Raw genomic sequence first — 14,815 nt, 5'->3', positions numbered from 1 at the left:
ACAAACACATCATGGCCTTCCAGAACCGACGCAACTTCCTTGCGGGCTCTGCCTCCTTCGCGCTGACCGCCTGCGGCGGCGGTGGTGGCAGTGCGCCTGCACCCAGCCCCGCTCCCGCGCCAACCCCAGCACCTGCACCTGCACCTGCACCTGCACCCGCTCCTGCACCCGCTCCTGCGCCGGCCCCCGCCCCGGCACCTTCGCAGGCGCCCGTCACCTTCAACAACGCCTCGGTGCATGACCCTTCGGTCATCCGCGTCGACGGCACGTTCTACGTCTTCGGCTCCCATCTCGCGGCCGCCAAGACGACGGACCTGATGAACTGGACCAAGCTGGCCGATGGCGTCAACGACGCCAACCCGCTGTTCACCAAGGTCACGACCGACCTGTCCGCCGCGCTGACCTGGGCGCAGACCACCACGCTGTGGGCGCCCGACGTCACCAAGCTCGACGACGGCAAGTTCTACATGTATTACTGCGCCTGCAAGGGCGACTCGCCGCTGTCGGCGCTGGGCATCGCCGTGGCCAGCAAGGTCGACGGGCCTTATGCCAACAAGCAGCTGCTGCTGAAGTCCGGCATGGTGGGCACGTCCGAAGACGGCACCAACTACGACGCCACCAAGCACCCCAACGTTGTCGACCCCGCCGTGTTCAAGGACGCGACGGGCAAGCTGTGGATGGTCTACGGCTCCTACTCGGGCGGCCTCTTCGTGCTGCAGCTGGACCTGACGACCGGCCTGCCGCTCGCGGGCCAGGGCTATGGCAAGCGCCTCATCGGCGGCAACCATTCGCGCATCGAAGGTGCCTACGTCCTGTACAGCCCACAAAGCAAGTATTACTACCTCTTCATGTCCTTCGGCGGCCTGGACGCCGCGGGCGGCTACAACGTGCGCGTGGCGCGCTCGCTGCAGCCGGACGGCCCCTACCTGGACGGTGTCGGCACCGACATGGCCACCGTCAAGGGCGCCAACGGCAGCTTCTTCGACGACGCCGCCATCACCCCCCACGCGATGAAGCTGATGGGCGGCCACCAGTTCGCGCTGGCCAACGGCGAAACTGGCACGCCCCTGGGCTATGTGTCGCCGGGCCACAACTCGGCCTACTACGACGCGCTAACGGGTCAGTACTTCATCATCTTCCACACGCGCTTCCCCAACACCGGCGAAGCGCACGAGGTGCGCGTGCACGAGATGCACCTGAGCGAAGACGGCTGGCTGGTCGTCGCACCGCTGCGTTATGCACCGCTCAGCCTGGCGACGCCGGCGCAGACGGCCGATGTCAGTTCGGCACAGGCGGCTGGCACTTACAAGCTCGTCAATCACGGCAAGGACATCACGGCCGTGAGCAAGGCGTCCATCGTCGTCACGCTCAATGCCGACGGCACGGTCAGCGGCGGCATGACGGGCACGTGGACGCACAAGGGCAGCAACAAACTCAGCGTCGTGAGCGGTGGATCGACCTATGCCGGCGTACTGTCCCGGCAATGGAATACCAACGCCGGCGCGTTCGTCGTGAGCTTCAGCGCGCTGTCGTCGGGCGGCGTGTCGCTGTGGGCCGTGCGCACGGGGGCCTGATGCGCGCGCTGCTGCTGGCCCTCGCCTTCGCCGTCACCGGCGCAGGTGCGGCTACGCAGCAGTTCCCGCTGAACAGCGTGCGTCTGCTCGACGGCCCCTTCCTCGACGCGCAGACCACCGACCTGCACTACCTGCTGGCGCTGGACGCCGAGCGCCTGCTCGCGCCCTTCCGCCGCGAGGCCGGCTTGCCGGTGCCGACGCCGAGCTACGGCAACTGGGAGTCCAGCGGCCTGGACGGTCACATGGGCGGGCACTACGTGTCGGCGCTGGCGCTGATGGTGGCGTCCACCGGCGACCCGGAAGCGAAGAAGCGCCTCGACCACGTCATCGCCGAACTCAAGCGCTGCCAGGACAAGCTGGGCACGGGCTACATCGGCGGCATCCCCGACGGCGCCAAGGCTTGGGGCGAAGTGGCCGCGGGTGAACTCAAGGTCGACAGCTTCTCCGTCAACGGCCGCTGGGTGCCTTGGTACAACATCCACAAGATGTTCGCGGGCCTGCGTGATGCCTGGGTGCACGCCGGCAATGCCGATGCCAAGGCCATGCTCATCCGCATGAGCGACTGGGCGCTGCGCCTGACCACGCCGCTTTCTGAAGCGCAGATGCAAGACATGCTGCGCGCCGAGCACGGTGGCATGAACGAGGTGCTGGCCGACGTGGCCGAGATGACCGGCGACCTGCGCTACCTGGCGCTGGCGCGGCGCTTCTCGCACCAGGCCATCCTGCAGCCTCTTGCCGCCGGCCAGGACAAGCTCACCGGCCTGCACGCCAACACGCAGATCCCCAAGGTCATCGGCTTCGCGCGCATCGCGCAATTGGGCGGCGAGGACGAGGGCCGACGTGCCGCCGAGTTCTTCTGGCGCACGGTGACGGACAAGCGCACGGTGGCCATCGGCGGCAACAGCGTCAAGGAGCACTTCCACCCGGCCGACGACTTCCGGCCCATGCTCAACGAGGTGGAAGGCCCCGAGACCTGCAACAGCTACAACATGCTCAAGCTGACCGCGCTGCTGGCGCAGGCCCAGCCGGAGAACGGTAGCTACAGCGACTTCTACGAGCGCACGCTCTACAACCACATCCTCGCGTCGCAGCACCCGGGCGAGGGCGGCTTCGTCTACTTCACGCCGATGCGGCCGCAGCACTATCGCGTCTACTCCAGGGTGGACGAGGGCATGTGGTGCTGCGTGGGCTCCGGCATCGAAAGCCACGCGCGCCACGGCGAGTTCATCTACGCGCACGATGGCGACTCGCTGTACGTCAACCTCTTCATCGCCTCCAAGCTGGACTGGCGCGAGCGCGGCATCCACGTCACGCAGAGCACCCGCTTCCCCGACGAGTCGCGCACACGGCTGACGGTGCACGACGCCGGCGCCTTCGCGCTGAAGATCCGCTACCCCGGCTGGGTCGCGCCCGGCGCGCTGAAGGTCAGGCTCAACGGCAAGCCCATCAAGGTGACAGCGAAACCGGGCGGCCATGTCGAACTGCGCCGTGCGTGGACGGTGGGCGATCAGGTCGACGTCGAGCTGCCGATGCGCACGACGTTGGAGCCCATGCCCGGCCTGAAGAACTACGTGGCCGTGCTGCACGGCCCCATCGTGCTGGCCGCCAAGACGCCGCAGGCCGGCGAGAAATTGAACTTCACCGCCGACGGCTCGCGCATGGGCCACATCGCGCAGGGCGCCGTCTGCCCGCAGGACGCGGCACCCGTGTTCGTCAGTCCGAACCTGAGTCAGGCCGACTTCATCCGCCGCTTCAAGCCCGTGCCCGGCCAGCCGCTGACCTTCACCGCGCCCGGCCTCATCCAGGGTCGCAAGGACGCGGACCGCCTGCAGCTCATCCCCTTCTTCCGCCTGCACGACTCGCGCTACATGGTCTATTGGGCGCGGTCCACGCCGGCCCAGCAAAGCCTGCTGCGCGTGGAGCTGGCCAAGGCCGAGGAGGCCCGCCTGGCGCTGAACGCGCAGACCATCGACCAGGTCGCGCCCGGCGAACAGCAGCCCGAGTCCGACCACGGCTTCAAGGGCGAAGGCGCCGAGAACGGCATCGCGCCGGCCGGCCGCTGGCGGCATGCAAAGCAGTGGTTTAGCTACGACCTGAACGACGTCAAGGCCGAAGCCCGCACGCTGCGCCTGAGCTTTGCCAAGGGCGACGCAGGCCGCCGCTTCGACCTCCTCGTCAACGGCCAGCTCATCGCGGAGATCGAGCTGGGCAAACCCGACACGCCCGATGAGGTCTACACGCGCGAGCTCCCGCTGCCTGCCGAACTGGTGCGCGCCGCAGGCGGCAAGCTCAACGTGAAGTTCGTCGCCAAACCAGGCTCCATCGCCGGCGGGCTCTACGGCCTGCGGCTGCTGCGCTGAGGTCACACATGAAACGTAGGCATCTCCTCCAACAGCTCGGCTGCCTCGCGTCATTGAGCGCTGCCGGCCGCCTGCACGCTGCCCCGAGTACCGGCTTCAAGCCCAGCTGGGACTCACTCGCCAGCTACCAGACCCCTGACTGGTTTCGCGACGCCAAGTTCGGCATCTGGGCGCACTGGGGGCCGCAATGCCAGCCCGAGGCGGGCGACTGGTACGCCCGCGAGATGTACATCGAGGGCAGCGCCAAGAACCGCCACCACATCGCCACCTACGGCCATCCGTCGGTCTACGGCTTCAAGGAAGTCATCCGCGATTGGAAGGCGGAGCGCTGGGAGCCGGAGGAGCTGGTCTCGCTCTACAAGCGGGCCGGCGCGCGCTACTTCATGGCGATGGCCAACCACCACGACAACTTCGACCTGTTCGCCAGCCGCCACCACGCCTGGAACTCGACGCGCATCGGCCCGCGCCAGGACATCATGAAGCGCTGGGCCGCCGCCGCGCGGGCGCAGGGCCTGCCGCTCGGTGTGAGCGTGCACGCCGCCCATGCCTGGACCTGGTACGAGCCAGCCCAGCGCGCCGACGCCAAAGGCCCGAAGGCCGGTGTGCCGTACGACGGCCGGCTGCGCAAGGAAGACGGCCGCGGCCAGTGGTGGGAGGGGCTGGACCCGCAGGCCCTCTACGCGCAGGACCACGCACCCAGCGCCGACGCGCAAGACCCCAAGGCCATCCACAAGCAATGGGACTGGGGTGACGGCGCCAGCAAGCCCAGCGAGGCCTACTGCCGCAACTTCCTGGCCCGCACGCTGGACCTGCTGGACCAGCATCGCCCCGAGCTGGTCTATTTCGACGACACCGCGCTGCCGCTGTGGCCCGTCAGCCCCGTGGGCCTGGACATCGCCGCGCACCTCTACAACCAGCACCTGGACGTGGCCGGACGCACGCAGGCCGTGCTGTTCGGCAAGATCCTCGACGAGCAGCAGCGCCGCTGCATGGTCTGGGACATCGAACGCGGCCAGGCCCAGGGCATCGAGCCCCTGCCCTGGCAGACCGATACCTGCCTGGGTGGCTGGCACTACGACAAGCGCATCCTGGAGCGGCAGCAGTACAAGTCCGCCGAGACGGTGGTGCGCATGCTCATCGACGTGGTCAGCAAGAACGGCAACCTGCTACTCAACGTGCCGGTCAAGGGCGATGGCCGCATCGACGACGCCGAGCGCCGCGTGGTGGAAGCCATCGGCGTCTGGTTGCAGCGCCACGGCGAAAGCATCTACGGCACACGCCCCTGGCGGGTGTTCGGTGAAGGCCCGGCGCTGGCCAGCCAAGCGCCGTTGACGGCCCAGGGCTTCAACGAAGGCAAGGGTGCCGCTTTAGGCGCGGCGGACTTCCGCTTCACCGCGCGCGGCGACATCGTCTACGCCAGCGGCTTCGGCGCGCCCGAGGGTGGCCGCGCGCTCATCCGCAGCCTGGCGCGCGGCCAGCACCGGCCGGTGCAACGCGTCGACCTGCTGGGCGGCGCCGAGGCGCTGCGCTTTGAACAACGCGGCGACGGCCTGACGGTACAGCTGCCTGCCGACGGGATCGCAGCGCTGCCGGCCTATGTTCTTCGCATTGCCTGAGAAACGTATGCCCTCAGCCCTCCTGAAATCGACATGCGTTGCACCTGCATCGCTACGCTTCCCAGCATCCGCCCACAACAAGGAGACCACCGAATGATGATCAAGCTCGTTGCCCGCCGCACCCTGCTCGCGGCTGCACTGTCGCTGGCCGCTACCAGCGCCTTCGCCGCGCCCCTCGTCCTGGGCTTCTCCCAGGTCGGCGCCGAGAGCGAGTGGCGCACGGCCAACTCCGCCTCCATCAAGGCCGCGGCCAAGGAGGCCGGTGTCACGCTGAAGTTCGCAGACGCGCAGCAGAAGCAGGAGAACCAGGTCAAGGCCATCCGCAGCTACATCGCGCAGAAGGTCGACGTCATCGCCTTCTCGCCGGTCGTGGAAAGTGGCTGGGACACGGTGCTCAAGGAAGCCAAGGCCGCCGGCATCCCCGTCATCCTGACCGACCGCGCCGTCAAGGTTGCCGACCCGTCGCTGTACGTCACCTTCATCGGCTCCGACTTCGTCGAGGAAGGTCGCAAAGCAGCGAAGTGGCTGCTGGAGCGCGCGGCCAAGACGCCCGCCGCAGCGCTGAACATCGTCGAGCTGCAAGGCACCGTGGGTTCGGCCCCGGCCATCGACCGCAAGAAGGGCTTCGAGGAAGTCATCAAGGCCAACCCCAAGCTGCAGATCATCCGCTCGCAGTCGGGTGAGTTCACGCGCGCCAAGGGCAAGGAAGTGATGGAGTCCTTCCTGAAGCAGCGCGACAAGAAGATCGACGTGCTCTACGCGCACAACGACGACATGGCCATCGGCGCCATCCAGGCCATCGAGGAAGCCGGCCTGAAGCCGGGTGTCGACATCGTCATCATCTCCATCGACGGCGTGCGTGGCGCCTTCGAGGCGATGAAGGCGGGCAAGCTGAACGTGACCGTCGAGTGCAACCCGTTGCTGGGCCCGCAGCTGATGCAGCTGGCCAAGGACGTCGTCGCCAAGAAGCCGATTGAGAAGCGCATCACGGTGACGGAAGGCGTGTTCCCGGCCGAAGTGGCCGCCAAGGAACTGCCGAATCGGAAGTACTGAACCAGGACCGAGGACAGGACCTGCGTCCTGTCCGACGCCTGGTGAAGGACACGGCGCATGCAAGCGCCGTGGCATGAGATGAGAGCTATGAACCTCGATCAATCGGCCCCGGTGCTGGCGTTGTCCGGCATCCACAAAGGCTTTCCGGGCGTGAAGGCCCTCAGCGACGTGAGCCTGCGCCTGTTCCCGGGTGAGGTGCACGCGCTGATGGGCCAGAACGGCGCCGGCAAATCCACGCTGATCAAGGTGCTGACGGGGCTGTACGCGCCCGACGCCGGCGAGGTCACGCTGGAAGGCCAGGCCATTGCGCCGCGCCGCACCGAGGATGCCCAGGCGTTGGGCATCCGCACCGTCTATCAAGAAGTGAATCTCTGCACCAACCTCAGCGTGGCGGAGAACATCTGCGCGGGGCGCTTCCCACGTCGCTGGGGTCGCATTGATTGGTCTGCGGTCAACGCCGAAGCCAAACGCGTCCTCGCGCAGATGGACCTGGACATCGACGTGACCGCGCCGCTGTCGCGCTACTCGCTGTCCGTGCAGCAGATGGTGGCCATCGCCCGCGCGCTGCGCGTGCAGGCGAAGGTGCTCATCCTCGACGAGCCTACGTCCAGCCTCGATGACGCGGCCGTGCAGCGTCTCTTCACTGTTCTGCGCCGCCTGCGCGACCAGGGCCTGGCCATCCTCTTCGTCACCCACTTCCTCGACCAGACCTATGCGCTGGCCGACCGCATCACGGTCATGCGCAACGGCGAGACCGAGGGCGAGTACCTGGCGAGCGACCTCAGCCGCCTGGCCCTCGTCAACAAGATGGTGGGCGCGCCGCCCGACCAGCAACCCACCCGCCTGGACAGCCGCGCCCCGAACACCGGCGCCCCTGTGTTGAAGGTAGAGGGGCTGACCCGGCGCGGCGCGCTCCACCCGCTCGACCTGGAGCTCAAGCGCGGCGAGGTGCTGGGCCTGGCCGGGCTGCTGGGCTCGGGCCGCACCGAGGCCGCGCGCCTGCTGTTCGGCGCGGACGCGGCCGACGCGGGTCACGTTGCCACCGAGGGCCGTAGCGGCCGCTGGCACTCGCCGCGCGAGGCCATCGCCGCCGGCGTGGCCTTCTGCTCCGAGGACCGCAAGCACGAAGGCGCCATCCTGGACCTCTCCGTGCGCGACAACATCGTGCTCGCGCTGCAAGCCCGCCACGGCCTGCGCCTCGTCATGAGCTTTGATGAGCAGCAGGCACTGGCCGACGACTACATCCAGCGCCTCGGCATCAAGACGCCGAACGCCGACACGCCCATTGGCCAGCTCAGCGGCGGCAACCAGCAGAAGGCCTTGCTGGCCCGCTGGCTGGCCACGCAGCCCGCCGTCCTCATCCTGGACGAGCCCACGCGCGGCATCGACGTGCGCGCCAAGGAGGACTTGATGGACCTCGTGCGTGCCCTCGCCCATCGTGACGATGGCCAAGGGATGGCCATCGTCTTCATCTCGTCCGAGTTGCCCGAGGTCCTGCACTGCAGCGACCGCGTCCTCGTGCTGCGCGACCGCCGCGCTGCTGGCGAATACCGCCGCGGCGAGCTGGACGAACGCAGCGTGCTCGAGGTCATCGCCGCCGAGCCCGCCACTGCAGCCGCATGAATCAAAGTCTCGCCATGTCAACGCCAAGCGCCCGATCAAGGGCCTGGAACCACCCCCTCGCGCGGCCCCTCGCCGCGCTCGCGCTGCTGCTCGCTGTTGCGGCCCTCTTCGTGCCCGGTTTCCTGCACCTGGAGATCAAGGACGGCCACCTCTACGGCAGCCTCGTTGACATCCTGCACCGCGCGGCTCCCTTGATGCTCGCGGCCCTGGGCATGACGCTGGTCATCGCCACGCGCGGCATCGACGTGTCGGTGGGCGCCGTCGTCGCCATCGCCGGCACGGTCGGCTGCGTGCTGGTCGGCTCTCATGGCCTGGCCGTCGCGTTCGCCGCAGCCCTCGGCGCCGCGCTGCTGTGCGGCCTGTGGAACGGCCTGCTCGTGTCGGCGCTGGGCCTGCAGCCCATCATCGCCACGTTGATCCTGATGGTCGCCGGCCGTGGCCTGGCGCAACTGCTGACCGACGGCCAGATCATCACCGTCTACGAGCCCGCCAGCTTCTTCTGGCTGGGCGGTGGTTACCTGCTGGGCCTGCCGGTGTCGTTGTTCGTCGTCGCCACCGTGGGCGGCCTCACCGCGCTGCTGATGAAGCGCACGGCGCTGGGCCTGTTCATCCAGACCGTCGGCATCAACCCCGTCGCTGCCCGCCTGGCCGGCGTGCGCACCGCGGCCATCGTCTTCTTCGTCTACGTCTACTGCAGCCTCGGCGCGGGCCTGGCGGGGCTGATGATCTCGTCCAACATCAAGAGCGCCGACGCCAACAACGCCGGCCTGCTGCTGGAGCTGGACGCCATCCTCGCCGTCACCCTCGGCGGTGGCCAGCTCAGCGGCGGCAAGTTCAGCCTGGCCGGCAGCCTCATCGGCGCGCTCATCATCCAGACGCTGACGTCCACCATCTACGCGCTGGGCGTGCCGCCGCAGGTCACGATGGTCGTCAAGGCGGTGGTCGTGTTCGCTGTGTGCATCTCGCAGTCGTCGTTCTGGTCGGCACGGAGGTCCGCATGAAGCGCCTGCTCTCCGCCCCGTCGTTCACCGCCTGGGTCAGCGTTGCGCTGATGGCCCTGCTTTTCATTGCCGGCGCCAGCAGCTACACCGGCTTCGGCTCCACGCAGGTGGTGCTCAACCTGCTCATCGACAACGCCTTTCTGCTTGTCATCGCGGTGGGCATGAGCTTCGTGATCCTGTCTGGTGGCATCGACCTGTCGGTGGGCTCGGTGCTGGCGCTGACGACGATGGTCGCCGCCTGGCTGCTGCAGGTGGCGCAGTGGCCGGCGGAGCTGGTCATCGTCGTCGTGCTGCTGGGCGGCGCGGCCTTCGGCGCGCTGCAGGGTGTCGTCATCCACGTGTTCAAGCTGCAGGCCTTCATCGTCACGCTGGCCGGCATGTTCCTGGCGCGCGGCCTGTGCTTCCTGATCAGTGTGGACAGCATCACCATCGACGCGCCGCTGTTCGTCACGCTGTCGCAGACGCAGATCCCGCTGTTCGGCGGCGCCTTCCTGTCGCCAGGCGCGGTCATCGCGCTGCTCGTGCTGGGTGCCGGCCTGTGGGTGGCGCACTGCACCGCCTTCGGCCGCACCGTCTACGCGCTGGGCGGCAGCGAGGCCTCGGCGCTGATGATGGGCCTCAATGTCGGCCGCGCCAAGGTGGCGGTCTACGCGCTCAGCGGCTTCTGCGCCTCGCTGGCCGGCCTGTTGTTCGCGTTCTACATGCTCAGCGGCTACGGTCAGCACGCGCAAGGCGTGGAGCTGGACGCCATCGCCGCTGTCGTCATCGGCGGCACCGTGTTGACGGGTGGTTATGGCTACGTGGCCGGTGCGCTGTCCGGCGTGCTGGTGCTCGGGCTCATCCAGACGTTGATCGCCTTCGACGGCACGCTCAGCTCCTGGTGGACCAAGATCGTCATCGGCGCGCTGCTGTTCGTCTTCTGCGCCGTGCAGCGGCTGCTGTCCCTGAAGAAGGTTCAAGCCTGATGAAGAAGCTTCTGACTGCCGCCGCCCTCGTGTGCGGCCTGGGCTTGGCGCATGCCGCACCGAACCCGCTGTTCGCCCCGCTCTACACCGCCGACCCGGCCGTGCTGGTGGATGGTGGCCGCGCTTACCTCTACGTCGGCCGCGACGAGGCCCTGCCCGACGGCAAGGACTACGTCATGCACGAGTGGCGCGTGTTCTCTACCTGCGACATGGTGACCTGGCGCGACGACGGCGTGCCGCTGAAGGCCAAGACCTTCACCTGGGCCAAGGGCCGCGCCTGGGCGTCGGACGTGGTGAAGCGCCACGGAAAGTATTGGTTTTATTCAACGGTCGAGCACGCGACGGTGCCGGGCTTCGCGGTGGGTGTGGCGGTGTCGGACTCGCCGACCGGCCCCTTCGTCGATGCGCGCGGCTCCGCGCTCATCACCAACGACATGACCAAGCAGACCGACATCGCCTGGGACGACATCGACCCCGCGGTGTTCATCGACGACGACGGCCAGGCCTATCTGTACTGGGGCAACACGGTCATGAAGTACGCCAAGCTCAAGGCCAACATGACCGAGCTGGATGGCCCGATCACGGCCGTGCCGGTGGCCAACTTCGTCGAGGCGTCCTATCTGCACAAGCACAAGGGCACTTACTACCTCAGCTACTCGCAGCACTTCCCCGAAGAGACGGCCTACATGACTGGCCCGTCACCCACCGGCCCCTGGACGCCGCAGGGCGTCGTCATGGAGCGCAACCTGAAGACGAAGACGATCCATCAGGCGTTCTTCGAGTTCAACGGTCGCAGCTATGTGGCGTATCACAACGCGGAGCTGCCGGGCGGCGGGGAATTCCGGCGGTCGGTGGCCGTCGAGGAAATCTCGTATCGGGCGGATGGGACGATTCCGTTCATTCATCAGACGAAGACGGGGCCGAGGGCGAATCCTTCTTCGGCTTGCAAGCCTTGATGGTTTGAGGAGGCTCTGGGAAGATCCTCATTGCTCGGTGCTGTGGTTGCCGGGAGTCCCGCCCGGCGGCGGGGTAACTTTCTTCTGCGGCGCCAGAAGAAAGTCACCAAAGAAGAGGCGCTGAACTGCACACGAGCATCACAACGCCAGTAGCGGCGCGCGAAAACACTTGATCGCTTTGTGCCCAGACGCGACCCGCTTCGCTCTCGCTGCTGTCCCTGTGACGAGCACCAGCCCTCGCACCACCTGCCCGCTTAACGCCGGCTGCACGCCGGACTCATCAGAAAAACGAAGTCAGCGTCGCTCGGGCGACGCTCGCGGTATTTGCGAACTCCACAGTTGCGTGGAGAAATCGTTGGTGTTCACTGCGTTCATCCCAACCTACGAGCTGCCAGGCGGTGGCTCCGCAGATTGCAGGACGATGAAATGGCCTTCCTTGCTGTACTTCTCTTTCAGTTGGTCCAACACGGGCTCAAGAATTTGCGGGGCGATGCTTCCAAAGACTACGAGGCCGAAAGCTACGCCGAACCTTGCTTGCAGTATGAAGAGATGGTTTTCGGGCGTTATAGACAGCTTGTACTGAAACTGCTCATCGAGGTATTTGCCTCCACGTCGAAGCGGTACTGCTCGCCCGGCAACATCCTTGAGCAAATCAAAGAGCACGTACTTCCCATGCTGAACTACCTCGGCATTGGTGAACCAATTGAGTAGCAGCGTTCCCTGTGTAGGAAAAATCGCACCGACCTCTCGGACGTACACCGCCTTGGCGAGCTTGCGAGCGAACGTCGCAACTGCTTGGCTCATTTCTTCCGGAACTAGGAGGGGCGCTACGTCTTGATGTGTTTGCCCTGGGCCAGGCTTGATACCGAGAATCCGATTCTTCTGTCGCGCCTCGAGGGCGGACGGAAGCATCTTTGGAATCATGTTTGGGAACTGGTTGGCAACATTCTTGATAAGCCCTGGAACCCGACCGTCATCATTCCCCGACAGATCTTCTGGGTCCATGCGCGCGAGCATTGAAACGATCGCATCTTGATCTGCCGTGCCGTGGTTGCATGCATCACAAGATGCAAACTCAAACCCCTCTGGCCAGTGCTTGTGCTGAAAGAGCGCACGTGGCGGGCAGTGCTCAATGGTCGTGGCAGACACTGCCCCGCCGCAAAATACACAGAAGGGATTCGCCGCGAGGAAACGTTCTCGATTGTTCACTGTGCATCTGGGCGGTCTTTGCGCAGTCGATCTTCACATGACGGCTCAGGTGAATGTCAGCGTATGTGGGATCCGCAGACACTTCGGGTATGCGCCACCTCACCTTCGACCTCACCGACAGCTCCGACGGCATCCTCACGCTGGAAGCGATGGCCTCCACGCGCGAAAGCGAGCATGCGGCTGTGATGGCTGAGGTGGAGCAGGTGCTGGCCTGGGCGCGCGGCGAGTTCGGCGGCCGGCAGGGGCCGGTGGAGGATGGCAATGCCTGGGACCACGAGCTGCTGGTGCAGCACGAGGCGGGCGGGTGGGTGACGGTGACGTTGACGTTCAGCGCGTCGGCCGAGTTCGCCGAGGCGTTTCAGGCCAGGTTCGCCGAATCCGACGAAGACTGAAGCCACGCGCCAGAGCGGCGCTGCATTGGCTTCCTGATGAGCCCGGCGTGCAGCCGGCGTTAACGGGCGTGAAGTGGCGATGGATGGTGCTCGTCACAGGGACAGCAGCGAGAGCGAAGCGGTTCGCGTCTGGGCGCAATCCCGCCGGCTGTTATCGCGCGCCGCTCATGGCGTCGTCGCGACGGTGTGCGGTTCAGGGCCTCTTCTTTGGTGACTTTCTTCTGGCCCCGCAGAAGAAAGTTACCCCGCCGCCGGGCGGGACTCCCGGCAATGCAGCGAGCAGACACGCTCCCCGCCAAAACAACCAAACCCAAACCAACCCTCAGTACAAATCCCGCGCCGCCAACCGCACTTCATGCAGCAGCTGCCTCGCCCCCGGCGACATCAGATGCCCCTCACGCGTGATGATCCCAAACGCATCCATGTGACACGGCAACTCAATTGGCAGGATCGCCAAAACGTTCAGCGACGCGTAATACCGCGCCACCTCCACCGGCATCACATGCAACGAATCCGTTTGCTGCAACAACGCCGTGATCAACAGCAACGCCGTCGTGTCCACCACATTGCCCGGCGGCTCCAACGCCGCGCGCCGGAACATCACCTCCCACCGATGCCGCAACACACTCCCCTGCGGCGGCAAGATCCAGGGCTGATTCGCCAAATCGGCCAGCTTCAGGTTGTCCGCCTTCAACAGCGGATGCCCCACGCGCGCCACCGCGCAGGCGGGCTCCACCGTCAGCTCTTCGTAGTGCAGGCCGGCCGCGCCTTCCTCCTCGACGATGCGGCCAATCATGAAGTCCAGCTTGCCCCGCTGCAGCATGTCCAGCAGCACCTTGCTGCTCTCCATGTGCACGCCGATGCGCAGCTTGGGTGCCTGCAGCTTGATGCGCGAAATGGCGCGCGGCAGCAGGCCCATGGCCGGCGTCATGATGACGCCCACCTCGACCTGGCCCGACAGACCATGCTTCAACGCGACGATGTCGTCGTGTGCGGCCGACAAAGAAGTTAGCGCCATCCGCGCATGGCGGATCATGGTCTCGCCGTAGAGCGTGGGCTCCATGCCGCGCGGGTGACGCTCGAAGAGCTTCACGTCCAGCATGTCCTCCAGGTCCTTCAGCTGCTTGGACGCGGCCGGCTGGGTCATGCACAGCACCTCGGCGGCGCGGTGGATGTTGCGCTCGTCGTCCAGTGCGATCAGCAGCAGCAGCTGGCGAGTCTTCAGGCGAGCGCGCAGGAACCAGTTGGGGTTGGGGCTGGCGTCGGTCAGGCTGCCGTCGTCATCGTCGTCGCGAGCCATGGCAACTTTCTTAAGCAAGATTGACTCGTCCGTCGTTGGCCAAGACGCTGTTGATGTCGTCGCCGGTTTCGTCCAGCTGCACCAGCGTGGCCTGGCGCGCGCCCAGCGGGTCGCGGGCCTGCAGTGCAGTCAGGATGGCCTTGTGGCGCGGCAGCGAGAGTTCGTGCGTGTTGGGCAGCTGGCTAGACAGCGTGATGGACTCGCGCAGTGCCAGCGACAGCATGTTGCCGATGTAGGCCAGCAGGTCGTTGCCCGTGGCCTCGGCGATGCGGCGGTGGAAGGCCAGGTCGGGCTCCAGCAGCTCCTCGGTCGTCTTGGCGGCAGCCATGCCTTCGTAGGCGGTGGCGATAGCCGTCAGCTGCTCGTCCGTGGCGGCGCGGGCTGCCAGCGCGGCGGCGGCGGGCTCGAAGATCTGGCGCACTTCCAGCAGCGTCTGCACGAAGTCGCGCTGCGGGCGGGACTGGATGAGCCAGTACAGCACGTCGGGGTCCAGCAGATGCCACTCGTTGCGCGGGCGCACGATGGCGCCGGCGCGCTGGCGCGACACGACCAAGCCCTTGGCCACGAGCACACGCACGGCCTCGCGCAGCACGGGGCGGCTGATCTCGTAGCGCTCCAGCAGTTGGGCTTCGGGCGGCAGCTTGTCGCCGGGCTTCAGCTCACCGCCGACGATGGCCAGGCCCAGCTCGCTGACGATGCGGCCATGCTGGCTCTTGCCCTCGGTCTGGGCGCTGTAGGTGGAGTGGTCCGCTCGGGTTCGCATGGG

The 14,815-nt window shown here is 66.6% G+C and carries 12 protein-coding genes; 9 read left to right on the top strand and 3 right to left on the bottom strand.

Going from position 1 to position 14,815, the window contains the following annotated elements:
• Window positions 1-11: 11 nt before the first annotated feature.
• From AC07V5_RS03475 to AC07V5_RS03440, 8 genes are all read left to right on the top strand, one after another.
• A complete protein-coding gene (locus tag AC07V5_RS03475) occupies window positions 12-1,574 on the top strand; it encodes a glycoside hydrolase family 43 protein (RefSeq protein WP_495114184.1) in 1,563 nt (520 codons plus the stop codon).
• Complete coding sequence (locus tag AC07V5_RS03470) at window positions 1,574-3,934, top strand: beta-L-arabinofuranosidase domain-containing protein (RefSeq protein ID WP_495114183.1); 2,361 nt, start codon at window positions 1,574-1,576, stop codon at window positions 3,932-3,934. The genes AC07V5_RS03475 and AC07V5_RS03470 overlap by 1 nt, the downstream gene beginning before the upstream one ends.
• 8 nt (window positions 3,935-3,942) lie before the next feature.
• Window positions 3,943-5,550, top strand: a complete 1,608-nt coding sequence (locus tag AC07V5_RS03465; protein WP_495114182.1) for an alpha-L-fucosidase — start codon at window positions 3,943-3,945, stop codon at window positions 5,548-5,550.
• A 93-nt stretch (window positions 5,551-5,643) separates the two neighbouring features.
• Window positions 5,644-6,603 (top strand): ABC transporter substrate-binding protein, encoded by a 960-nt coding sequence (locus tag AC07V5_RS03460; protein WP_495114181.1) that lies wholly within the window; start codon window positions 5,644-5,646, stop codon window positions 6,601-6,603.
• Window positions 6,604-6,690: 87 nt separating this feature from the next.
• A complete protein-coding gene (locus AC07V5_RS03455; protein WP_495114180.1) occupies window positions 6,691-8,226 on the top strand; it encodes a sugar ABC transporter ATP-binding protein in 1,536 nt (511 codons plus the stop codon).
• 14 nt (window positions 8,227-8,240) lie between these two features.
• Window positions 8,241-9,227: an ABC transporter permease gene (locus AC07V5_RS03450; protein ID WP_495114179.1), complete on the top strand. Its 987-nt coding sequence runs from the start codon at window positions 8,241-8,243 to the stop codon at window positions 9,225-9,227.
• Window positions 9,224-10,192, top strand: a complete 969-nt coding sequence (yjfF, locus tag AC07V5_RS03445; RefSeq protein WP_495114178.1) for a galactofuranose ABC transporter, permease protein YjfF — start codon at window positions 9,224-9,226, stop codon at window positions 10,190-10,192. Before AC07V5_RS03450 ends, yjfF begins: the two co-directional genes overlap by 4 nt.
• Entirely contained in the window at window positions 10,192-11,148 is a 957-nt protein-coding gene (locus tag AC07V5_RS03440) for a glycoside hydrolase family 43 protein (protein ID WP_495114177.1), read from the top strand. Before yjfF ends, AC07V5_RS03440 begins: the two co-directional genes overlap by 1 nt.
• Before the next feature lie 381 nt (window positions 11,149-11,529).
• On the opposite strand, the gene AC07V5_RS03435 is transcribed toward AC07V5_RS03440, so the two are convergent.
• A complete protein-coding gene (locus AC07V5_RS03435) occupies window positions 11,530-12,297 on the bottom strand; it encodes a hypothetical protein (RefSeq protein WP_495114176.1) in 768 nt (255 codons plus the stop codon).
• 149 nt (window positions 12,298-12,446) lie between these two features.
• Between AC07V5_RS03435 and AC07V5_RS03430 the strand changes: the two genes are divergently transcribed.
• Window positions 12,447-12,749 (top strand): hypothetical protein, encoded by a 303-nt coding sequence (locus tag AC07V5_RS03430; RefSeq protein WP_495114175.1) that lies wholly within the window; start codon window positions 12,447-12,449, stop codon window positions 12,747-12,749.
• 322 nt (window positions 12,750-13,071) lie between these two features.
• On the opposite strand, the gene AC07V5_RS03425 is transcribed toward AC07V5_RS03430, so the two are convergent.
• Both AC07V5_RS03425 and AC07V5_RS03420 read right to left on the bottom strand, forming a co-directional pair.
• The gene (locus AC07V5_RS03425; protein ID WP_495114174.1) at window positions 13,072-14,049 is read right to left on the bottom strand and encodes a LysR family transcriptional regulator; all 978 of its coding nucleotides are present in this window, start codon (window positions 14,047-14,049) and stop codon (window positions 13,072-13,074) included.
• A 10-nt stretch (window positions 14,050-14,059) separates the two neighbouring features.
• Window positions 14,060-14,812, bottom strand: coding sequence for a FadR/GntR family transcriptional regulator (locus AC07V5_RS03420; RefSeq protein WP_495114173.1), 753 nt, complete (start codon window positions 14,810-14,812; stop codon window positions 14,060-14,062).
• Window positions 14,813-14,815: the final 3 nt, after the last annotated feature.

It is taken from the genome of Roseateles sp. GW821-FHT02E12, assembly GCF_059421665.1.
The sequence above is the reverse complement of the archived record's forward strand: the minus strand, read 5'-3'. Positions and strand labels throughout refer to the sequence as shown.